At 63.0% G+C, this 20,511-nt stretch carries 19 protein-coding genes; 14 read left to right on the top strand and 5 right to left on the bottom strand.

All coding sequences use genetic code 11. The annotated features are described in order from the left end of the window. Window positions 1-7: 7 nt before the first annotated feature. Window positions 8-199, bottom strand: coding sequence for a cation transporter (locus PspCFBP13528_RS09430; RefSeq protein WP_137200049.1), 192 nt, complete (start codon window positions 197-199; stop codon window positions 8-10). A 146-nt stretch (window positions 200-345) separates the two neighbouring features. Between PspCFBP13528_RS09430 and PspCFBP13528_RS09425 the strand changes: the two genes are divergently transcribed. The 3 genes from PspCFBP13528_RS09425 (at window position 346) to cueR (ending at window position 3,385) form a co-directional block, all read left to right on the top strand. Further along, the gene (locus PspCFBP13528_RS09425) at window positions 346-714 is read left to right on the top strand and encodes a hypothetical protein (protein ID WP_065951407.1); all 369 of its coding nucleotides are present in this window, start codon (window positions 346-348) and stop codon (window positions 712-714) included. Between the two features lie 80 nt (window positions 715-794). Then, complete coding sequence (locus tag PspCFBP13528_RS09420) at window positions 795-2,987, top strand: heavy metal translocating P-type ATPase (protein WP_137200048.1); 2,193 nt, start codon at window positions 795-797, stop codon at window positions 2,985-2,987. Then, window positions 2,984-3,385: a Cu(I)-responsive transcriptional regulator gene (cueR, locus tag PspCFBP13528_RS09415; RefSeq protein ID WP_065951409.1), complete on the top strand. Its 402-nt coding sequence runs from the start codon at window positions 2,984-2,986 to the stop codon at window positions 3,383-3,385. The genes PspCFBP13528_RS09420 and cueR overlap by 4 nt, the downstream gene beginning before the upstream one ends. Window positions 3,386-3,929: 544 nt before the next feature. On the opposite strand, the gene PspCFBP13528_RS09410 is transcribed toward cueR, so the two are convergent. Continuing rightward, on the bottom strand, window positions 3,930-4,826 hold the full coding sequence (locus PspCFBP13528_RS09410; protein WP_065894635.1) for a PA4780 family RIO1-like protein kinase: 897 nt from the start codon (window positions 4,824-4,826) through the stop codon (window positions 3,930-3,932). Between the two features lie 134 nt (window positions 4,827-4,960). Next, entirely contained in the window at window positions 4,961-6,238 is a 1,278-nt protein-coding gene (locus tag PspCFBP13528_RS09405; RefSeq protein ID WP_065951410.1) for an acetyl-CoA C-acetyltransferase, read from the bottom strand. A gap of 105 nt (window positions 6,239-6,343) precedes the next feature. Here PspCFBP13528_RS09405 and PspCFBP13528_RS09400 point away from each other — a divergent pair, with 105 nt between their 5' ends. The 4 genes from PspCFBP13528_RS09400 to PspCFBP13528_RS09385 all read left to right on the top strand — a co-directional run bounded on the left by PspCFBP13528_RS09400 (window position 6,344) and on the right by PspCFBP13528_RS09385 (window position 12,339). Continuing rightward, on the top strand, window positions 6,344-7,696 hold the full coding sequence (locus PspCFBP13528_RS09400; protein WP_065951411.1) for a 3-oxoacyl-ACP reductase: 1,353 nt from the start codon (window positions 6,344-6,346) through the stop codon (window positions 7,694-7,696). Between the two features lie 2 nt (window positions 7,697-7,698). Continuing rightward, on the top strand, window positions 7,699-8,547 hold the full coding sequence (locus PspCFBP13528_RS09395) for a MaoC/PaaZ C-terminal domain-containing protein (protein ID WP_137200047.1): 849 nt from the start codon (window positions 7,699-7,701) through the stop codon (window positions 8,545-8,547). A 302-nt stretch (window positions 8,548-8,849) separates the two neighbouring features. Continuing rightward, window positions 8,850-10,535, top strand: coding sequence for a collagen-like triple helix repeat-containing protein (locus PspCFBP13528_RS09390; RefSeq protein WP_137200046.1), 1,686 nt, complete (start codon window positions 8,850-8,852; stop codon window positions 10,533-10,535). Window positions 10,536-10,656: 121 nt separating this feature from the next. Continuing rightward, window positions 10,657-12,339, top strand: coding sequence for a POTRA domain-containing protein (locus PspCFBP13528_RS09385; protein WP_137200045.1), 1,683 nt, complete (start codon window positions 10,657-10,659; stop codon window positions 12,337-12,339). A 60-nt stretch (window positions 12,340-12,399) separates the two neighbouring features. Here PspCFBP13528_RS09385 and PspCFBP13528_RS09380 read toward each other — a convergent pair whose 3' ends face one another. After that, a complete protein-coding gene (locus PspCFBP13528_RS09380; RefSeq protein ID WP_137200044.1) occupies window positions 12,400-12,813 on the bottom strand; it encodes a response regulator in 414 nt (137 codons plus the stop codon). 31 nt (window positions 12,814-12,844) lie between these two features. Then, entirely contained in the window at window positions 12,845-13,036 is a 192-nt protein-coding gene (locus tag PspCFBP13528_RS09375) for a Flp family type IVb pilin (RefSeq protein ID WP_101221013.1), read from the bottom strand. A 329-nt stretch (window positions 13,037-13,365) separates the two neighbouring features. Here PspCFBP13528_RS09375 and cpaB point away from each other — a divergent pair, with 329 nt between their 5' ends. Genes cpaB through PspCFBP13528_RS09340 form a run of 7 tightly spaced genes read left to right on the top strand, consistent with a single transcriptional unit; the run spans window position 13,366 to window position 20,509 of the window. Next, window positions 13,366-14,295: a Flp pilus assembly protein CpaB gene (gene cpaB / locus PspCFBP13528_RS09370; RefSeq protein ID WP_101221012.1), complete on the top strand. Its 930-nt coding sequence runs from the start codon at window positions 13,366-13,368 to the stop codon at window positions 14,293-14,295. 15 nt (window positions 14,296-14,310) lie between these two features. Continuing rightward, on the top strand, window positions 14,311-15,531 hold the full coding sequence (locus PspCFBP13528_RS09365; protein ID WP_101221011.1) for a type II and III secretion system protein family protein: 1,221 nt from the start codon (window positions 14,311-14,313) through the stop codon (window positions 15,529-15,531). Beyond that, the gene (locus PspCFBP13528_RS09360) at window positions 15,528-16,724 is read left to right on the top strand and encodes a pilus assembly protein (RefSeq protein WP_065951419.1); all 1,197 of its coding nucleotides are present in this window, start codon (window positions 15,528-15,530) and stop codon (window positions 16,722-16,724) included. The genes PspCFBP13528_RS09365 and PspCFBP13528_RS09360 overlap by 4 nt, the downstream gene beginning before the upstream one ends. Then, on the top strand, window positions 16,721-17,983 hold the full coding sequence (locus PspCFBP13528_RS09355) for a CpaF family protein (protein ID WP_101221009.1): 1,263 nt from the start codon (window positions 16,721-16,723) through the stop codon (window positions 17,981-17,983). Before PspCFBP13528_RS09360 ends, PspCFBP13528_RS09355 begins: the two co-directional genes overlap by 4 nt. Window positions 17,984-18,002: 19 nt before the next feature. Then, window positions 18,003-18,884, top strand: coding sequence for a type II secretion system F family protein (locus tag PspCFBP13528_RS09350; protein ID WP_137200043.1), 882 nt, complete (start codon window positions 18,003-18,005; stop codon window positions 18,882-18,884). Window position 18,885: 1 nt separating this feature from the next. Next, entirely contained in the window at window positions 18,886-19,779 is an 894-nt protein-coding gene (locus PspCFBP13528_RS09345) for a type II secretion system F family protein (RefSeq protein ID WP_083217989.1), read from the top strand. 10 nt (window positions 19,780-19,789) lie between these two features. Further along, window positions 19,790-20,509: a tetratricopeptide repeat protein gene (locus PspCFBP13528_RS09340; protein WP_101221007.1), complete on the top strand. Its 720-nt coding sequence runs from the start codon at window positions 19,790-19,792 to the stop codon at window positions 20,507-20,509. The last annotated feature ends 2 nt before the right edge of the window (window positions 20,510-20,511 follow it).

The following is a 20,511-nucleotide window of genomic DNA, read 5'->3' as shown; positions in this document are numbered from 1 at the left end:
TTAAAAATCAGACCACGGTGTAGCCTTCTTCCTTGATCAACTGTGCGATGGCTTCGCGCCCCAGCTGGCTTTGCACCCTGACCTGCTTCGCCGCAAGATCGACCGTCACCTCGGCATCTGCATCCTGGCTCCGCACCGCCTGGGTCACCGCCCGAACGCAATGGCCGCAGGTCATTCCTTCAACATTGAATATTTGCATGACATGACTCCTTGGATGAGGTTGAACCCAGTCTCGACCTTGCCATGATGGTAAGGTCAAGTTTAAGAAACGTCGGCCGGGCTGGTATTCGGCGGCGACGTCGGCCAAGCTTGAACTTTATCGATGTGACCCACGGAGCATTCGCCATGCGCTGGTCGTTTCTTGCCCTTGCCGGCCTGATGAGTTTTTCTGCCGTTGCCCCCGCTCAAGACTATGCGGTGCTGATCATTTCCCGGGAGCGCCTGGAAGTGCCGACCACCTGTGAAATCGGCTTGTATATCCAGGATCAACTGGCCGGCCGCCTGTTTCAGGAAGAGTCCACTTCATTCAACCTGCCTGCCGGCAATGTGTCACTGCGCCTGAAACTGCTGCCGGGGCAATCGCCAGGCTGTCTGCCCGGCATGCTCGCCCCGCCCGCCCAGAACATCACGCTCAAGGCCGGTGACGTGCGCAAGCTGCGTATCGCCCAGGGCCCGGATGGGATGTACCTCAAAGCCGCCGAGTTGGGATATTAAGCTGGGAAACCAAAGGCACTTGACCTTACCCACAGGTCAAGGTTGATCCTAGGGGGCACTGTCTTCTGGAGGACTGCCCCATGAATGGAACCACCACCTTTGACCTGCCCATCGGCGGCATGACCTGCGCCAGTTGCGCCGGCCGCGTGGAGCGTGCGCTGGGCAAGGTGCCGGGGGTGCAACGTGTCAGCGTCAACCTGGCCAACGAGCGTGCCCATATTGAAGCAGTCGGCCAGATGGATCCCGGCGTCCTGATCGCCGCCGTCGACAAAGCCGGCTACACCGCAAGCCTCCCCCAAGCTGAAACCACCACCCAGGCCGATCAAGCCCGGCGCCTGCATCGCGAACGCTGGGCGCTGATGCTGGCGATCGTGCTGGCGTTGCCCCTGGTGCTGCCGATGCTGGTCGAACCCTTCGGCCTGCACTGGATGCTCCCCGCCTGGGTCCAGTTCGCCCTGGCGACGCCGGTGCAATTCATAATCGGTGCGCGTTTTTACCGTGCGGCGTGGAAATCCCTGCGCGCCGGCGCGGGCAATATGGACCTGCTGGTGGCGATCGGCACCAGTGCCGGTTACGGCCTGAGCGTCTATCAATGGCTCACCAGGCCCGCCCCGCATTTGTATTTCGAAGCTTCGGCCGTGGTGATCGCGCTGGTGCTGCTGGGTAAATACCTGGAGAGCCGCGCCAAGCGCCAGACCGCCAGCGCCATTCGTGCCCTCGAAGCGTTGCGCCCCGAGCGGGCAGTCCGTGTACGCGAGGGGCGCGAGGAAGAGGTCGCCATCACCGCGCTCACGCTCGGTGACCTGGTCATGGTCAAGCCAGGCGAACGCTTCCCGGTGGATGGCGAAGTCGTCGATGGCCAGAGCCATGCCGATGAGGCGCTGATCAGCGGCGAAAGCCTGCCGGTGCCGAAACAACCGGGCGACCGGGTCACCGGCGGCGCGATCAACGGTGAAGGTCGCCTGTTGGTGCGTACCCAGGCCCTGGGCGCGGAAAGCGTGCTGGCCCGGATCATCCGCCTGGTCGAGGACGCCCAGGCCGCCAAGGCACCGCTTCAGAAACTGGTGGATAAAGTCAGCCAGGTGTTCGTCCCGACGGTGCTGGTAGTGGCATTGCTCACCCTGGCGGGCTGGTGGCTGTACGGCGCGCCCTTGGAGAGCGCAATCATCAACGCGGTCGCGGTCCTGGTGATCGCCTGCCCGTGCGCTCTGGGCCTGGCGACGCCGACGGCGATCATGGCCGGCACCGGCGTCGCCGCGCGCCACGGCATTCTGATCAAGGACGCCGAGGCGCTGGAGCATGCTCATGCGGTGAGCGCCGTGGTGTTCGACAAGACCGGCACCCTCACCTCTGGCGCGCCGAAAATCGCCCATCTGGCGGCGGTGGACGGCAACACGTCGCTGCTGCTGCAACAGGCGGGAGCCCTGCAGCGTGGCAGCGAGCACCCGCTGGCCAAGGCTGTGCTGGAGGCCTGTGACGAACAGGGTCTGGACCTGGCTGATGTCAGTGCCAGCCAGTCCCTGACCGGACGTGGCATCGCCGGCACCCTTGACGGTCGGCAACTGGCCCTGGGCAATCGACGCCTGCTCGAAGAAACCGGCCTTGACGCCGGCCCGCTGAGTCAGCGCGCGACGGATTGGGAAGCCGAAGGTCGCACCCTGTCCTGGCTGATCGAACAAGGCGCACATCCCCGCGTGCTGGGCCTGTTCGCGTTTGGCGACACACTCAAGCCCGGCGCACTGCACGCCGTGCAGCAACTCAAGGCGCAGCACATCAGCAGCCACCTGCTCACCGGCGATAATCGCGGCAGCGCGCGGGTGGTCGCAGAGGCTCTGGGCATCGACGACGTACACGCCGAAGTGCTGCCCGCCGACAAAGCCGCCACTGTGACCGCGCTGAAGAAAACCGGCGTGGTGGCCATGGTCGGCGACGGCATCAACGACGCACCGGCCCTGGCCGCAGCCGATATTGGCATCGCCATGGGCGGCGGCACCGACGTGGCCATGCACGCGGCCGGCATCACCCTGATGCGCGGCGACCCGCGCCTGGTGCCGGCGGCCCTGGAGATCAGCCGCAAGACCTACGCAAAGATCCGCCAGAACCTATTCTGGGCCTTTGTGTATAACCTAATCGGCATCCCGCTGGCGGCCTTCGGCCTGCTCAACCCGGTGCTGGCAGGCGCGGCGATGGCGTTGTCCAGCGTCAGTGTGGTGAGCAATGCGCTGCTGCTGAAAACCTGGAAACCCAAGGACCTGGAGGATCTACGCCCATGAATATCGGCCAAGCCGCTCGCCAAAGCGGGCTGAGCGCGAAGATGATTCGCTACTACGAATCCATCGGCCTGCTCAAGGCAGCCCACCGCACCGAGAGCGGTTATCGCATCTATGGCGCCGAAGACCTGCACACCCTGGCGTTTATCAAACGCTCGCGGGACCTGGGGTTTTCGCTGGAAGAAGTCGGCAAGCTGCTGACCTTGTGGCAGGACCGGCAGCGCGCCAGCGCCGACGTGAAAGCCCTGGCGCGCCAGCATATCGAGGAGCTGAATCAGAAGATTCGCGAGTTTGAGCAACTGCGCGATACGTTGCAGGACCTGGTGGAACACTGCCACGGCGACCACCGGCCGGATTGCCCGATTCTCAAGGAGCTGGCTTCAGGCAAGTGCTGCACCTGACTGGCTGCACACAAATCCAATGTGGGAGGAGCTGGCAGTTTGTCAGTCAGGCATGCGTTGACTGATACACCGCCATCGGGGGCAAGCCCCCTCCCACATTTTGATCTTCATCTACCCGAACGTTACTGCATCCAGGGGCGAGCATTGGCCGGATTGTCCAATTTCTCAAGGAGCTGGCTTCAGGCAAGTGCTGCACCTGACTGGCTGCACACAAAACCAATGTGGGAGGGGGCTGGCCCCCGATGCAGTGGTTCAGTCAACACATACAGTGACTGACACATCGCTATCGGGAGCAAGCCCCCTCCCACATTTTGATCTTCATCTACCCGAACGTTACTGCATCCAGGGGCGAGCATTGGCCGGTTTGTCCAATTCCTCAAGGAGCGGGCTTCAGGCAAATGCTGCACCTGACTGGCTGCACACAAAACCAATGTGGGAGGGGGCTTGCCCCCGATGCAGTGGTTCAGTCAACACATACAGTGACTGACACATCGCCATCGGGAGCAAGCCCCCTCCCACATTTTGATCTTCATCGACCCGAAGTTCACTGCATCCAGGGCGGCGGCGGTTCTTCTGCCGTCTTGGTCGATGGCGCATCATCCGCCGCGCGAATCGCTTGCTTGCGCTCTTCATCCAGCCGCGCCGCTTCAATCTCGCGGATCACACCGCCCACGTCCGCCAGTTCTTCCGGCTCGTCGAACTCACCGGTGAGGATACTGGCCGGGTGCAAGGTGCCGGCTTCGTACAACGCCCACATTTCCTTGGCGTACTTGGTCTTCTTCAGCTCCGGGGCAAAGCGCCCGAAGTAGGAGGCCATGTTGCCCACGTCCCTCTCCAGCATATTGAACGCATGATTGTTACCCGCCGCATCCACCGCCTGGGGCAGGTCGATGATCACAGGGCCCGTCGGCGTGAGCAGTACGTTGAACTCGGACAGGTCACCGTGCACCAGCCCGGTACACAGCATCAGCACAATCTGGGATATCAGGAAGGCGTGGTATTCGCGCGCCTGGTCCGGCTCCAGCGTCACATCGTTCAGACGCGGCGCCGCATCGCCGTACTCATCGGCCACCAGCTCCATCAACAGCACGCCTTCAAGAAAGTCGTACGGCTTGGGCACGCGAACGCCCGCCCCGGCCAGGCGGAACAACGCCGCCACTTCGGCGTTCTGCCAGGCATCTTCGGTTTCTTTCTTGCCGAACTTGGAGCCCTTGGCCATGGCCCGGGCCTGGCGGCTGTTACGGACCTTGCGGCCTTCCTGGTATTCGGACGCCTGACGAAAACTTCGTTTATTCGCCTCCTTGTAAACCTTGGCGCAACGCAATTCGTTGCCGCAGCGCACCACATAAACAGCTGCTTCTTTACCACTCATGAGTGGGCGCAGCACTTCGTCGACCAGACCGTCTTCGATCAGGGGTTCAATGCGTTTAGGAGTCTTCATCAGCTTTTATTGTGGGTCCTGTATTACCAAACACGCGTGTGGCACTCGTTATACGGCAATCGGCGCGCCGGTGGGAGAGGCTACCGACCTCTGGCCCTCGAAGAATGCATTCAATAGGCCAATTTTTCTGACGCTCAGCGCTCGATAATCGCCGTCACGCCCTGGCCCCCCGCCGCGCAGATCGAAATCAAGCCACGCCCTTTGCCCGCCGCATCCAGCAACTTGGCCAGGTTGGCGACAATACGCCCACCGGTAGCCGCAAACGGATGCCCGGCGGCCAGTGAACTGCCCTTGACGTTGAGACGGCTGCGGTCGATGGCGCCCAGCGGCGCCTCCAGGCCCAGGCGCGTCCTGCAGTAATCGGCATCTTCCCAGGCCTTGAGTGTGCACAACACCTGGGCAGCGAACGCTTCGTGGATCTCGTAGTAGTCGAAGTCCTGCAACGTCAGGCCATTCCTGGCCAACAGACGCGGTACGGCGTACACCGGCGCCATCAGCAGGCCTTCGGCACCGTTGACGAAATCCACCGCCGCCGCTTCGCCATCGCGCAGGTACGCGAGGATCGGCAAACCGCGCTCCCTGGCCCATGCCTCGCTGCCCAACAGCACCAGCGATGCGCCATCGGTCAGCGGCGTGGAGTTGCCGGCGGTGAGCGTGCCTTTTTCACTGCGTTCGAACGCGGGCTTGAGCGCTGCGAGCTTTTCCAGGCTCAGGTCGGGGCGCAGGTTGTTGTCGCGGGTAAGGCCCAGAAACGGCGTGAGCAAATCGTTGTGCCAGCCTTCGGCGTAGGCAGCGGCCATTTTCTGGTGGCTCTCAAGTGCAAGCTGGTCCTGCTCGGCGCGAGGGATCTGCCAGGTCTGCGCCATCAGCTCGCAGTGCTGGCCCATGGACAACCCGGTGCGCGGTTCACCGTTGCGCGGCAGCTGCGGCTTGAGGTGATGCGGACGAAGTTGTAACAGGACTTTAAGCTTATCTGCCATGGACTTGCTGCGGTTGGCTTGCAGCAACAGCTTGCGCAAGCCTTCATTGACCCCAATCGGCGCATCGGAGGTGGTGTCCACCCCACCGGCAATGCCGCACTCGATCTGGCCCAGGGCAATCTTGTTGGCCACCAGCAAGGCCGCCTCCAGCCCGGTACCGCAGGCTTGCTGCACGTCGTAGGCCGGGGTTTGCGGCGACAGGCGCGAGCCGAGCACGCATTCGCGGGTGAGATTGAAGTCGCGGGAATGCTTGAGCACCGCGCCCGCCGCCACCTCGCCGATGCGCAGACCGTGCAGGTTGAAACGTTCGATCAGGCCTTCCAGGGCGGCGGTGAGCATCGCCTGGTTACTGGCGGTGGCGTATGGACCATTGGAGCGGGCGAAGGGAATGCGATTACCGCCAATGATCGCCACACGGCGCAATTGAGTCATGGAAAGCTCCTTCTGTCTGTTATGGGCTAGATCACTGAGCCTAGTCGAACGCCTGCTACCCTGGGATGGTCAACCCTTTGAACCCCAGTCTTCGGAGAGCGTTCCATGTCTGACCGTTATATCGACTTCGCCAACTCCAGCCTCGGCCATCGCCTGGTCGCCGCCCTTGGCCTGCCGTCACCGGTGCGCCTGGAACGCTGGCAAGCCGGGCGCCTGCGCCCGGTGCAAGGTGCGCTGCTGCTGGGCGGTGGCGCGCTGGCGAGTAAAGTCTTGCCGTTTGCCAACAAACTCACCGATGCGCTGTACAGCTATGGCGCCCAAACGCTGGACGCGCCGGCGTGGATTCCCGGGCACGGTCCCAAACTCAAGGCCGTGGTGTTCGACGCCAGTACCTTGCAACACACCGACCAGCTCAAGCAACTGCGCGAATTTTTCCAGCCATTGCTGAAAAACCTCGATCACAGCGCACACCTGGTGATTCTTGGCCGGGCGCCGGAAAGCCTCAGCGACCCGTTCGCCGCCAGCGCCCAGCGCGCCCTGGAAGGGTTCAGCCGTTCCCTGGCCAAGGAGCTGCGCAGCGGCGGTGTGTTGCAGTTGCTGTACGTGGGCGAGGGTGCCGAAGATCAGCTGGAGGGCGCGTTGCGGTTTTTCCTGTCCCCCAAGAGCGCCTATATCTCAGGGCAAGTGATTCGCCTGGAGGCCTGCACCACGCCGGTCGAGGACTGGACGCGCCCGCTGGCCGGGCGCAGGGCGCTGGTGACCGGCGCCGCCCGTGGTATTGGCGCCTCCATCGCTGAAACCCTGGTGCGCGATGGCGCCGAGGTGATCCTGCTGGATGTGCCCCAAGCCAGGGCCGACCTCGACGCCCTGGCCGCACGCTTGAACGCCCGCACCCTCACGCTGGATATCTGCGCCGAGGACGCCGCCGCGCAGTTGATCGAACACGTGCCCGACGGCCTCGATATTCTGGTGCACAACGCCGGTATCACTCGCGACAAGACCCTGGCCAACATGACCCCGGAATACTGGGACGCCGTGCTGGCGGTCAATCTCAATGCGCCGCAGGTGCTGACCCAGGCGCTGCTCGACAGCGGCACCCTGCACGACAATGCACGCGTGGTGCTGCTGGCCTCCATCAGTGGCGTCGCCGGCAATCGCGGGCAAACCAACTACGCCGCGAGCAAGGCCGGGCTGATCGGATTGGCCCAGGCATGGGCACCGCTGTTGAAAACCCGTGGGATCAGCATCAATGCCGTCGCACCCGGCTTTATCGAAACACAGATGACCGCGCATATCCCGTTCGCCCTGCGCGAGGCCGGCCGGCGCATGAGCTCGCTGGGCCAGGGCGGCGTGCCGCAGGATGTGGCCGAAGCCGTGGCCTGGCTGAGTCAGCCGGGGTCGGGCGCCGTCAGCGGCCAGGCACTGCGGGTGTGCGGGCAAAGTCTTCTGGGAGCGTGACTATGCAATGGCAGACAGTGGACAGCACACCGTTTCTACCGCCGCTGTACTGGCGCGCGGCACTCAAGCGCAAGATCACCGGCAGCGCACTGCCCGAACATGGCTTGCGTTGCCAGGTGCGCGTCGATCCCAAGGCTGTCGCGGCGTACCGCAAGGTCTGCGGGTTTGCCGACAGCCCGATGCTGCCGCCGACCTATCCGCATATCCTGGCGTTCGGCCTGCAGATGCAGCTGCTGACCGACAAGACCTTTCCATTCCCGTTGCTGGGGCTGATCCACTTGAGCAACCGCATTCGCGTGCATCGGCCTCTGGGCGGTGTGAGTGAGCTGACCGTCGGCGTGTATACGTGCAATCTCAAGCCCCACGCCAAGGGCGCGACCTTCGATGTGGTGACCGTGGTCGAGGACGCCTTGGGGTTGCTCTGGGAAGCTGAAAGCACAATGTTATGCCGTGGTGTGAAGCTTGCGGGCGAGACCGTGGATCATGGGTTGTCTGTGCACGCCCCCCTCAGCGAGCTGACCCGTTGGAAAGCCCCCGCCGATATCGGCCGACGCTATGCCCGCGTGTCCGGCGATTACAACCCGATTCATCTCAGCGCACCGACGGCCAAGCTGTTCGGCTTCCCCCAGGCCATCGCTCACGGGCTGTGGAACAAGGCACGCACCCTGGCGGCGATGGGCGAGCAACTGCCGCTCGCCAATGTCGACATTGAAGTTGAATTCAAAAAACCCGTGCGCCTGCCCGGCGAAGTGATACTGATGACCAGTGGCGCCGGTTCAAGTGGCGAGTGGGTGTTGAACGGCGCAGGGGCTATTGAGCATATGCTCGGAAAGTGGCAACCGATTGCCTGAAGCGCACTGTTTAATTGTATATATACATCTTAAGTTATAGCGGACCCTACAGGGTCCGCTTTTTTTACTTAACTCATTGAATAACATGAAATAAAATCTCTGAACTTCTCGACTTTATACCGTTCGCATTAGCGCTTAAGCCGACTAAAACCTTATGTATATAAATCGTTAATACCAAGTTGAGCGTTGCGAGAAAACCGGCCCGGGTCTGTGATTAATCACACGGACAAACGTATCGCTAGCCGAAGAAACAGCGAACGTTTGAAACAACCAAGGTTGTACCAGGTGCAAGGAACTCAATCATGAAAACTCAAGTGGTGTTCTGGAAAGCAAGTACCGCACTGGTGGTGATTCTGGCAATGAGCCTCGGCGGCTGCAGCAGCGGTGGTGGCGGGCACAAATCAAGCGTGGCGGCGTCATCGCCGGATGCCGGCGCAGGTGCCGGTGGCGGTACGGGTGGTGGCACCGGCGACGGCACTGGCGGTGGGGCCGGTGGTGGCACTGGCGGCGGTACCGGTGGTGGTACAGGCGATGGCACTGGCGGTGGGACCGGTGGTGGTACAGGCGATGGCACCGGCGGTGGTACAGGCGATGGCACTAGCGGTGGGACCGGTGGCGGTACAGGCGATGGTACTGGTGGTGGCACCGGCGGCGGTACAGGCGGTGGCACCGGCGGTGGTACTGGTGGCGGTACCGGCGGCGGCACCGGTGGCGGTACCGGTGGTGGCACTGGCGGCGGAACAGGTTCGACAGCCACCCCGCTCGTCACTGGCCAAATCGTCGGCACCCTCGGCACCACGGTGGGCAATGTAGGCGCAGCGGTGGGTGATCTCGGTTCGACCTTGGACGGTGTCCCCATTGTCGGCACGACGGCAGGCGGCCTGGTCACCTCGGCCGGCACCGCCGTCACCAGCATTGGCACGGGCGTCACCGATGGCCTGGGCTCCCTGGGCACCAACCGCAACTCGCTGGGCATCACTGTCGCGGGTGTCGGCAACGGCGTGTCCGATTTGGGCAGCGGCCTGTCGACCACCGGCAGATCGCTGTCGACCACCCTCGGCGGTGTCCCCGTTGTCGGCGGTTTGACAGGCGGCGTGGGCGGCGCAGCCGGTGGCGTGGTGGATAACGTGGGCACTACGGTGACGATGCTCGGCGATACCCTCAGCACCGCCAGCACCACCGGTCCATTGGGCTCCATGACCGGCACCCTGAACCGCAGAGTACTGGTGCCGGTGGTTTCGCTGGCGGAAAACACCACCGGCAACCTCGGCAATGCGACCGGTCTGGGTACACCTGTCAACGGCCTGGTGGACAAAGTGGGCGCCGCCGTCACTGGCCTCGGCACCCAGGTCGCCAGTACCGGCGGTACAGGCAACCCTGTGACCACTCTCGTCGCCAGCGTGCTGACGGGCGTAGGCGGCACGCTCGACACGTCCGGCGGCTATGTCGCGCCCACCGGCGGCGCCGCAGCCCCCGGTATACCGGAGCTGGTAGGTGGCCTGGTGAACAACGCAGGCACCGGCCTCAACGTCGGCAACACCAACGGCACCGTCAGTGCAGCCGGTGTGACCGGCGGCGCATTGGGCAACACCATTGCCTCGGTGGGCACCGTACTGGGTGGCACGGGTGTCGCCAACACCGGCGCCACCGCCCCGGTCGCAACCGTGGCCACCAACGTCGGCGCAGCCTTGAACCCAGTGACATCCGGCGTCACCACACTGACGCAAAACATCGGCACCACCACCGGCGTCGGCGCTCCGGTCGATGGCCTGGTGACTCAAGTCGGCGGCGCCGTCAGCAGCCTGGGCACTAACCTGAGCACAGCCAGCGCCAACCCGGTCACCACGACCCTGGGCACCACCGTAACCGCCGTGGGCAATACGGTAGGCTCAGTGGGCGGCCTGGTCACAGGCGGCAACGGCGGCACCGGCGGCACTGCAGCAACCGGAGGCCTGGGCGGTTTGGTGAACGGCCTGACCGGCAGATAGAAAATGCACCTGGCCGATTAGACGGTCTCCCCCGCGGCGCCTACGCTTGGTTGAGACGAGAGACACGGAGTCAGTCTCTCGTCTTTTTGATGGGCTGCCGCAGTTGACCATGGAGTGTCCTATGCGCGTGTTCACCCCGTTGTTCCTGCTGACCCTCAGTGCTTACGCCCAGGCCGAGACCCTTCCCAACTTCCTCAACAGCAATGACACCATCCGCACCTTGCCGGTACCCAACCTGCCCGCCGACGCCTATCGACCGGCCACGCCGCAAACCCAGGTGCCTGAAGCACAGCCCACCGCCGGCCAGCCCCTGTTGATGGACACCAGGGTGACCATCCGCAAACTGCAGATCGAAGGCGGCACGATCTATCCGCTCACCGAGACGGCCCAGGTCTATGCACCACTGATTGGCCATGAGACCAATCTTGCGCAATTGATCGAAGCCACCCGGGGCATCACCCGTCGCTACCAGCAGGACGGCTACCTGTTGTCCTACGCGTTCCTGCCGCAACAGACCTTCGAAAACGGCCTGGTCCGCGTGGTGCTGGTGGAAGGCTACATCAAGGATTACCAGCAGACCGGCGACATCGGTGCGGTGTCGGTCTATGTCGACAAACTGGCGCAAAAACTCCTGGCCGAACGCCCACTCACGCGCAAGACCTTCGAGCGCTACACCACCCTGATGAGCCGCATCCCCGGCCTCACCGTACAGGCGCAAGTGCCGCCGCCGGGCACCACCGATGGCGCCACGCACATGCAGATCCAGGCCAGCCGAAAACCCTTCACCACCAGCATGAGCCTGGTGCAGAAAAGCCGTGGCGGCACCCAAGCGTTGCTCAGCGCCACCAGCAATGCGCAAACCTCCCTGGGTGAACAACTGAGCCTCAGTGGCCTGTTCCCGCCGGGCGAGGACAAAGAGCATTACTACCGCGTGGACTACAGCCAGTTCATCAATGCCGAGGGCACCCAATGGGCACTCGCCGCGGAGCGTTATCGCGCCGATCCCCACAGCCGTGTGCAACTGGACGGCGGCTTCGAACTCAAACCCCATCAGTCGATCGATCGCTACTCCATCGGCCTGAGCCACCCCTTCATTGCCTCGCCCACCGAGTCACTCACCCTGGGCACGCGCCTGTACGCGGTGGACCAGACCACTCGCTATAAACTGGTGGGCTACCCGCTGCGCTTCGATATCGAATCCAACCTGCGTGCCCTGGCGTTCGAGGGCGACTGGCGCAAGGCCGACGCGCGACAGCTGCGCATCCTCACCGGCGGCCTGTATCAAGGCATCGACGGTTTGGGCGCCAAGGCGCGCAGTGACCTGGACGTGGCCAAACCGGACCTCGACTTCTTCCGCCTGCGCCTGTCCGGCGTACAAAGCGACAAGTTCTTCGACAACTGGCAAGGCGTGCTTTCAGGCGCACTCTACTGGAGCGACAACACCCTGCCCGACAGCGAGCGCGCCACGTTTGGCGGGCAGAACTTCGGCCGTGGCTACCCCGACGACCAAGGCTCGGGCGACAAGGGATGGGGCGTGGCGTACGAGGTCAACTACAGTTTCAACCGGTCCGGCGACTGGGTGAAGGTGCTGCAACCCTATGTGGTGCTCGACCGCGCCAAGACCTGGTTCAACGACCTGCCGGTCAAGGCCAGCGACATGTCCTCGGCGGCCGTGGGTTTGCGCTTTGGCGATAACAAGTACTACAACATCGCCCTGGAAGCCGCCAAGCCGATGTCGGACATCGCTTTGGACAGCTTCAACCGACGTGCGCGGTATACGCTGAGCTTCAGTTATCAGCTCTGACGAGAGCCTCAAGCTCCAAGCCTTGAGCTGCAAGCGGGAATACGGAAACCCACATGCCGCTTAAGGCTTGAAGCTTGTAGCTGCTGTCAGGGGAAACAAACTGTTGAGCGTATCGATCAGCCGCACCAGATAGATGGGCTTGCGAAACAAGTCCAGTACCTGCAGGCGCAGCATATCGCTGACGTCGTCCATCTCGGCATGGCCGGACATCACGATAACCGGCAGGTGGTAACGCGAGGTGTGCTCGCGCAGGCGTTTGATCAAGGAGATACCGCTTTCCTCGGGCATGCGCAGGTCGGTGATGACCAGGGCGATATCGGGGTGCAGGGTGAGCTCCTGCAGGGCGAACGTCACGGAGGTGGCGGTAAAGCAAACGAAGCCCTCGTTCTCCAGCGACTCCGCCAGTTCAACGAGGGCATCCTCTTCGTCGTCCACCAACAGGATTTGCTGGCGGGGAGATACAGCAGCATTCATGGGCACGACCTGACCAATCAACAACGGGAACTCACGGAGTAATTGCTGTACCGATCCTGGTAAAGAAGGCAGTGATCTGTGGCCCCAGCGTTGTCCCGGCGGCGAGTATCACCAGCGCTACAATCGCCACAAGTATGAGGTATTCGATTGCTGTCGCGCCGTCTTTACGATGAAACAACAATTGGAGTTGAACGTAAAGCTTCATCAGCAGAGCAAGGACCATAACACTTCTCCTCAGGCGATTGGCGCCTTAATTCTGGTACCGCACGGTAATCGCGATGTGCCACTTCAGCATTGTCAACAAAGCCCGCCTTCACAACTGTAAGAACTGATTAGTCATAAAGTAATAGGTGCATTTCTGACCTCTTAAACAGGTGTTTTCAAAGGAATCGCCCTACATCCTGAAGAAATCTTTCTGCCAGTAATGGCATTTCGTCCTAGCTGAACTACCGTCAAATAGCGAAATAGTTAGTCACCGTTCATCGCTGCCAAGTTGCGAAATTTGCCTGTTGGATATGCGGGCCGTCGTGCAACAGGAAAAGGAGAGCCGTCATGAACACGCGTCTGAGCATGGTACTGGCCGGTGTGTTACTGGTCGGTGCGCTGTTTGCCGGTTACTGGGGATTGGTCCTCAGCCGTGAGCCCGCTCCGGCGCCGCCACCGCCACCAGCGGCTGCTCCCGTCGAACAGGCCGTCGCCGTGGTGGAGGACCAGACCCGTCAGTCGGTAGTCGTACTGGCCCACGATGTGCCCCCCTTCGTCCCCCTGGTTGCGGCTGATCTGAGCATCGAAAAACTGCGCACGGCACCGGCCGGCAGCATGAGCAGTGTCGACCAGGCCATCGGCCGTACACCGTGGCGCGCACTCAGCGCCGGCAGTTGGCTGAACGATGACAGCTTCACCCCCGGCGGGCCGCTGGCGCGCATGATCCGTGCGGATGAACGCGCCCTGGCGGTCGCCGTCGACGAAGTGATTGGCGCCGCCGGTCAATTGAGCCCTGGCGACTATGTGGACGCGCTGCTGTACCTGCGCCAGGACGCCGCCAACCTTGAACAATCGGCCCAAGTAGTGATCCCCGCCATGCGCCTGCTCAGTGTCGGCGACCAGATGGGCCTGACCAACGACGGCACCCCCGCCTCACCTCCCGCGCTCAGCGCCGAACAGAAAGCCCAACGCCAGGCCCCCTCGCGCACGGTGGTGCTGGCCGTGCCCGAACAGCTGTTGAGCCGGTTGATGCTGGCCACCCAGGCCGGCACCTTGCGCCTGGCCGTGCGCAGCGCCGACGAACACTTGCTGAGCCGCTACTGGGCCGGCGAAGGCGATGCGCCGGGCAACCTGCAGAACGCTAACCGCGACCTTTATCAGTTCACGCAACTGGCCTTCGCCCAGGCCCCCAGGAAAGTGGCCCAGAGCAGCGCCCCACGCCGGGCCGGTGTCGAGGTGATCCGTGGCATTCAAGCAACCCAACAAACACCCGACTGAACAAGGATGCTGTGCATGAACCGACGTTTCATACCGGTGTTCACGCGGAAAATCGCCTGTGCCCTGTTGCTGTCGCAGCTGTCCATGAGCCTGGCCGTGGCCGCTCCGGGCAATTGCGCCAGCCTTGGACAACTGCCCGCCGCGTTGTCGGTCGGCGAGGGCCTGCAACAGCAATTGCAATCGCCGGTAGCGATCACGCGCCTGGCCATTGGCGATCCGAAAATCGCCGACGTTCATCTCAATGGCGACCGGGCCTTCCTGCTCACCGGCGTCGGCTCGGGCACCACCAGCCTGATGGTCTGGACCGCCTGCTCGACCACGCCACGCCAGAGCATGGTCTTCGTCAAGGGCAAGGCCAACACCGCCTTGACCAGCCTGTCGCTGTCGCCGGCCGATGATCCGCTGCTGCCCAGCCAGGTACAGACCGATATCCGCTTCGTCGAAGTCAGCCGTACCAAACTCAAGGAGGCAAGCACCAAGATCCTCGGCATCGGCAACAACTTTTTCCTGGGCAGCCCGAACTTGCTGTTCCCCACACCCAGCACCTTCAAACTGCCGGTGAGCGCGGACACCTTCAATATCGGCTTTGGCGGTGGTCGCGTCTCGGCGATGATCAACGCCCTGGAAAGCAGCGGCTTCGCCTACACCCTTGCCCGGCCAAGCCTGGTTGCCATGAGCGGGCAAAGCGCAACCTTTCTCGCCGGTGGGGAAATACCGGTGCCGGTGCCGAGCAGCGGCAGCGATAGCATCTCGATTGAATACAAGGAGTTCGGCATCCGTCTGACCCTCACCCCGACCGTGGTCGACCGAAATCGCATTTCCCTCAAGGTGGCGCCGGAGGTCAGCGAGCTGGATTACACCAACGCCGTGGTCATCGAAAATATCCGCGTGCCGGCCCTGACCATCCGCCGTACCGATACCAGCGTGTCCCTGGCCGACGGCGAAAGCTTTGTGATCAGCGGCCTGATCAGCAGCAACACCACCACCAACATCGGCAAGTTTCCCGGCCTGGGTGACATCCCGATCCTGGGGGCGTTCTTTCGCGATTCTTCGGTCAGGCGCGAAGACAAGGAGCTGCTGATGATCGTCACGCCGCACCTGGTGCAACCGCTGGCGGCCAATGCCCGGCTGCCGTCGTTGCCCGGTGAGAAAATGCGCAACTACGACCCGAACTGGTACCGCCTGTTCTTCCTGGAAAACGGCAATTTCGACCGTCTCAACGGGTTGTCTCAATGAGCGATAACCTGAGCCAGACGTTCCTGGCAATCACCCGCAACACCACCGACCTGGAGTGGCTGCAGGGCGCGCTGGCGCCCCTTGGCCAAGTGGTCAGCGCCGGCAGCGGCACCCTCGATGAATTGCTCGCCCTGGTCGATGTAACCTTCGCCAACCTGGTCTTCATCGGCCTTGACCGCGAGCACCTGGTGGCCCAGAGCGCGCTGATCGAGGGCGCGCTGGAAGCCAAGCCGATGCTGGCCATCGTCGCCCTCGGGGACGGCATGGACAACCAGTTGGTGCTCAATGCCATGCGCGCCGGGGCGCGGGACTTCGTCGCCTACGGCTCGCGTTCCAGCGAAGTCGCAGGCCTTGTACGCCGCCTGAGCAAGCGCCTGCCCCCGGTCGCAACCAACACGCAACTGGGGGGCCTCTCGGTGCTCTACGGCACCCAGAGCAGTTCCGACGGCGCACTGCTCACCAGCCACTTGGCATTGGTGGTGCAAAAGAGCGGCCAGCAGACGTTGTTGCTCGACCTGGGCCTGCCACGCGGTGACAGCCTGGCGCTGCTGGGCCTGGAAAGCTCGTTCAACTTCGGCGATGCCTTGCGCCACCTGAGGCGACTGGACACCACCCTGATCAACAGCGCCTTTACCTCGGCCGAAGGCGGCCTGCGCATTCTCGCCTATGCGCCCAACGACGAGCCCCTGGAGCGCACCAGCGCCGCCGAGCTCTACATGCTGCTCAGTGCGCTGCGCCATCACTTCCAGCACATTGTGGTGAACCTTGCCGGCCAGCCGGACAGCGAGGCCCTGCGCACCTTTGTCAGCCATTGCGACAAACTGCTGTGGTACACCGATCAGAGCGTACTGGACTGCCGGCGCAACCTCGCCGTACTGAATCTGTGGCGCGAGAAAGGCATGAAGCTCGACCATGCCGGACTGCTGATTGATCGCTACATCAAAAGCTGTGCGCCGCACGCCGAAGCCTTGAGCAAAAGCTTCGGCCTGGAAGTGATTGCCGTGTTGCCACTGAGCCCGGAGGTCCGGCTGAACGCCAAGAACCAGGGGCAGACCCTGTTTGCCTTGACACCGCGCGAAGCCCTGACTCAGGCGCTCAAAACCCTGGGCGAGCGCTTGGCGAAACGTTCGCAAGACGCCAACCGGAAATCACCCAGCCGCTGGCTGGATCGCTTGTTGGGAGCCGATAAATGACCAGCGAAAAACTCTTCGGCGCCCCCGCACGGGGCCTGGGTGGCACCACCGACCACGACGGCCTGAAACTGGTGCTGCACCGCTACATCATCGATGCCATCGAAGAGTCGGGGAAAAACCTGCTGGAAGGCTCGCGCCAATCCCTGGCGCAATTTGTCATCGACAAAGTCGCCGAGTACATCAACCGCATGCACCTGGCGATCTCGCGCTACGAGATGGAGCGCCTGGCCGAAGAAATCGTCGACGAACTGACCGGTTTCGGCCCGCTGGAAGTGCTGTTGCGCGACCCCTGCGTCACCGAAATCCTGGTCAATGGCCCGCACCGGGTGTTTATCGAGCGTGACGGTCTGCTGCACCAGAGCGACCTGCGCTTTATCGACGCGCACCATGTGGAACGTGTCATGCAACGCATCCTCGCGCCGCTGGGGCGGCGCCTGGATGAGTCGTCGCCGATGGTCGACGCACGCATGCCCGATGGTAGCCGGGTCAATGCGATCATCCCGCCGATTGCCCTGGACGGGCCGTGCCTGTCGATTCGAAAATTTCGCAAGGACATGCTCAAAAGCAGCGACCTGGTGGCCATGCAGACCATTGACCAGAACATTTTCGACTTCTTCCAGGAGGCCGTGGGCAAGCGCTGCAATATCCTCATCAGCGGCGGGACCGGCACCGGCAAAACCACGCTGCTGAATATTCTCAGCCAGTTGATCAACCCCCATGAACGCCTCGTCACCATCGAGGACGTAGCCGAATTGCAACTGGGCCATCCCCACGTGGTGCGCCTGGAAACCCGTCCGCCCAATGCCGAGGGCCATGGCGAGGTCAAGGCCAGCGACCTGATCCGCAACGCCCTGCGCATGCGCCCCGACCGCATCATCCTGGGCGAAATTCGCGGCGTGGAAGTGCTCGATGTCCTCACCGCGATGAACACCGGCCACGACGGCTCCATGAGCACCGTGCACGCCAACAATGCCGCCGATGCCCTGCTGCGTCTGGAAACCCTGGTGGGCCTGACCGGTCGCGTGGTCGCGGAAAAAACCCTGCGCCAGATGATCTGCGCGGCATTGGATGTGGTGGTCCAATTGACCCGCCTGCCGGACGGTCGTCGTTGCGTCAGCGAAGTGGTCGAGGTGGTGGGCATCCGCGAAGACGTGTACGTGACCAACACCCTGTTTCGCCATGACCGGCGTACCGGCTTCGGCTTCGTGCGCGAGGCGCTCAACCCGGCTGGCGAAAAACTGCGCCGCGAAGCGGTCTAGCCCTGGAGAGGAATCGAGCATGACAGGGGCCATCCTGCTACTCATCTGCGTGATGCTTATCGGCCTGTCAATCTGCTCATTCCAGAACGGCGTGCGCCGCGCCCGGACCGAACGCGTACTGGACCGCCTCGCCGAAGGCCAGCCGCAGCTCGTCGAAGAGAGCGTGTCCTGGAGTGGCGTGGAACGCATGTTCCTGCGCGCCGGCCTGGGCAAACCCAGTGACAGCCTGGGGCTGTGGCTGACCGCCTGGGGCCTGGGCGCGGTGCTGGGGTTGATGCTCGCCGGCTGGCTCGGCCTGCTGGTGATGCTGATGTTGCCTCCCGTGCTGCTGCGCCTGTACATCGCCTGGCGTTATCAACGCCGGATCAAGCGCATGATCGAACAATTGCCGCAGTTGCTCGACCACACCGTGCGCAGCCTCAAGGCCGGACGCACCCTGGCCGACGCAGTGCTGGGCGGTATCGAAGTGACCGAAGACCCGCTGAAAAAAGCCATGGGCCGAGTCCGGCGCAACGTGCAACTGGGCGTCAGCCTGCCGGAGTCCGCCCACGATTTCGCCGAATTCTACGAACGCGACGAGTTCCGTCTGTTCGCCCTGGGCTTGAAGGTCAATCACCGCTACGGCGGCAATGCCAGCGAGCTGTTGGAAAACCTGATCAAGATGATCCGCGGGCGCGAGCAAGCCGCGCGCCAGCTTCGCGCCCTGACCGGCGAAACCCGGGTGACCGCCTACGTGCTCACCGCGTTGCCCATCTCGATGGTGGGCTATTTCCTGGCGGTCAACCCGGCCTACCTGATGACCATGTGGAACGACGGCACCGGTCGCCTGCTGTTATTCGTCGCCCTGACCATGCAGGTGCTCGGTTGCTTCACCCTGTGGCGCATGTTGCGGAGCGTGTGAGATGGCCATTTCGTTGCTGATCAGCGCCATGTTGTTTCTGGCCGCCCTGGCGCTGGTGCTGGCCAACCTGATCAGACATCGGCGTGGTCAGCGCCTGGTTGCCCAGCGCCTGCAAGGCCGGATGGGCCGCGAACACCGCCTCGGTGCGATGATGCGGCAGTTGGGCAACAGCCCGCTCGCGCAACGTTCGGTCAGCCTGGACAACGAAACCCAGACGCTGCTCAACCGCGTGGGTTGGCGCAAAGCCAGCCAACGCTCGATGTTCGCTGCCTTCCAGATCGGCACGCCGGTGCTGCTGTTGATCGTGACCCTGATCACTCAGCAGGTGCTGGTGCCCAAGGGTGATTCGCCGTGGCTGGTGCCCCTGATCGCGCTCGGCATCGGCTACCTGTTGCCCAAGCGCATCCTGGCCAGCTTGGCCAAGACCCGTCAGCAGCGCATCTCCCAGGAAGTCTCGACGTTCATTCCACTGCTGCGCATCCTGTTCGAATCGGGCATGGCGGTCGAACAGGCGCTGCGTGTATTGAGCATCGACGCGCAACGCCTGCTGCCGGCGCTGACCCATGAATTGCGGCTGATCCTGAACCGGGTCGACTCCGGCCTTGAGCTCAGTGAAGAGCTGGGCAAGACCGCCAGGCTGCTGGCCGTGGATGAGTTCACCGACACCTGCATCATCCTTCAGCAACTGGTGCATCAGGGCGCCGGCGCGATGAAGTCGTTGCTGGCGCTCAAGCAATTGCTCGACGACCGACGCCTGACCCGCATCCAGGAATTTGTGTCGAAGATGTCGGCGAAGATGTCGGTGGTGATGATGGTGTTTCTGTTTCCCGCCTTGCTGATCGTGCTCGGGGGGCCGGCATTCATCGGCATCACCCGGGCCTTGAGTAACTTATGAGGAATGCTCGATGAAAGCCTTGATCGCCGGTTTGAGCCTGTTGCTGCTCGGTGGTTGCGCCACGTATGGCCAAACCCCCTGGAGCGCCCTGACGGCCCCCGGCAGTTGCCCCAAGCCCGACGCCGAACAGACGCTGTCGTTGAACCTGGCCGATGAAATGGCCAACGACGGCAAACTGCACGCCAGCCTGGCCAACCTGCACACCCTGCCGGCCAGTTTGCCCCAGGTGCGCCTGCGCCAGGCCAAGGCGTATCGCTTGCTCGGGCGCAGCGCCGAGCCCCTGTACCGCAGCCTGCTCGGCACCTGCATGGCCGCCGAAGGCGAACACGGCCTGGGGCAAATGGCAGTGGCCAAAGGCGACAACAGCCTGGCCATGGCCCATTTGCAGCGCGCGGCGCGGCTGGCGCCCACCGACGAGAAAATCCGCAATGACCTGGGCGTGGTGTACCTCAACCAACTGCGCCTGGAAGACGCCCGTTTTGAATTCATGACCGCCATGGAGCTCAAGCAGAGCGACCCACTGGCGGCCATCAACCTGGTGACGCTGCTGATCTATCAAGACAACTGGAAGCAGGCCGCGCAGGTGGTCAGCCAGACAGGCCTGGACCCCGAACAAGTCACCCAGGCCCAGGCCCGCGCCGAGAAACTCAAGGCCTCAAGCGCCCCGGCCGTCAAGGCCAAGCGGCAGATCGCCACGGTCACTGAAGCCAACAGCAACCCGAGGAATTGACG

Source organism: Pseudomonas sp. CFBP13528 (assembly GCF_005233615.1).
Classification (GTDB): Bacteria; Pseudomonadota; Gammaproteobacteria; order Pseudomonadales; family Pseudomonadaceae; genus Aquipseudomonas; species Aquipseudomonas fluorescens_AM.
The sequence above is the reverse complement of the archived record's forward strand: the minus strand, read 5'-3'. Positions and strand labels throughout refer to the sequence as shown.

Excerpts from the sequence above, each read along its gene's own strand:
- PspCFBP13528_RS09405 (WP_065951410.1), bottom strand. The coding sequence starts at position 6,238 with ATGACTCAATTGCGCCGTGTGGCGATCATTGGCGGTAATCGCATTCCC.
- PspCFBP13528_RS09420 (WP_137200048.1), top strand. The coding sequence starts at position 795 with ATGAATGGAACCACCACCTTTGACCTGCCCATCGGCGGCATGACCTGC.
- PspCFBP13528_RS09430 (WP_137200049.1), bottom strand. The coding sequence starts at position 199 with ATGCAAATATTCAATGTTGAAGGAATGACCTGCGGCCATTGCGTTCGG.
- PspCFBP13528_RS09350 (WP_137200043.1), top strand. The coding sequence starts at position 18,003 with ATGACAGGGGCCATCCTGCTACTCATCTGCGTGATGCTTATCGGCCTG.
- PspCFBP13528_RS09410 (WP_065894635.1), bottom strand. The coding sequence starts at position 4,826 with ATGAAGACTCCTAAACGCATTGAACCCCTGATCGAAGACGGTCTGGTC.
- cpaB (WP_101221012.1), top strand. The coding sequence starts at position 13,366 with ATGAACACGCGTCTGAGCATGGTACTGGCCGGTGTGTTACTGGTCGGT.
- PspCFBP13528_RS09365 (WP_101221011.1), top strand. The coding sequence starts at position 14,311 with ATGAACCGACGTTTCATACCGGTGTTCACGCGGAAAATCGCCTGTGCC.
- PspCFBP13528_RS09395 (WP_137200047.1), top strand. The coding sequence starts at position 7,699 with ATGCAATGGCAGACAGTGGACAGCACACCGTTTCTACCGCCGCTGTAC.
- PspCFBP13528_RS09355 (WP_101221009.1), top strand. The coding sequence starts at position 16,721 with ATGACCAGCGAAAAACTCTTCGGCGCCCCCGCACGGGGCCTGGGTGGC.
- PspCFBP13528_RS09360 (WP_065951419.1), top strand. The coding sequence starts at position 15,528 with ATGAGCGATAACCTGAGCCAGACGTTCCTGGCAATCACCCGCAACACC.
- PspCFBP13528_RS09390 (WP_137200046.1), top strand. The coding sequence starts at position 8,850 with ATGAAAACTCAAGTGGTGTTCTGGAAAGCAAGTACCGCACTGGTGGTG.
- PspCFBP13528_RS09380 (WP_137200044.1), bottom strand. The coding sequence starts at position 12,813 with ATGAATGCTGCTGTATCTCCCCGCCAGCAAATCCTGTTGGTGGACGAC.
- PspCFBP13528_RS09375 (WP_101221013.1), bottom strand. The coding sequence starts at position 13,036 with ATGGTCCTTGCTCTGCTGATGAAGCTTTACGTTCAACTCCAATTGTTG.
- PspCFBP13528_RS09340 (WP_101221007.1), top strand. The coding sequence starts at position 19,790 with ATGAAAGCCTTGATCGCCGGTTTGAGCCTGTTGCTGCTCGGTGGTTGC.
- PspCFBP13528_RS09385 (WP_137200045.1), top strand. The coding sequence starts at position 10,657 with ATGCGCGTGTTCACCCCGTTGTTCCTGCTGACCCTCAGTGCTTACGCC.
- PspCFBP13528_RS09400 (WP_065951411.1), top strand. The coding sequence starts at position 6,344 with ATGTCTGACCGTTATATCGACTTCGCCAACTCCAGCCTCGGCCATCGC.
- PspCFBP13528_RS09425 (WP_065951407.1), top strand. The coding sequence starts at position 346 with ATGCGCTGGTCGTTTCTTGCCCTTGCCGGCCTGATGAGTTTTTCTGCC.
- cueR (WP_065951409.1), top strand. The coding sequence starts at position 2,984 with ATGAATATCGGCCAAGCCGCTCGCCAAAGCGGGCTGAGCGCGAAGATG.
- PspCFBP13528_RS09345 (WP_083217989.1), top strand. The coding sequence starts at position 18,886 with ATGGCCATTTCGTTGCTGATCAGCGCCATGTTGTTTCTGGCCGCCCTG.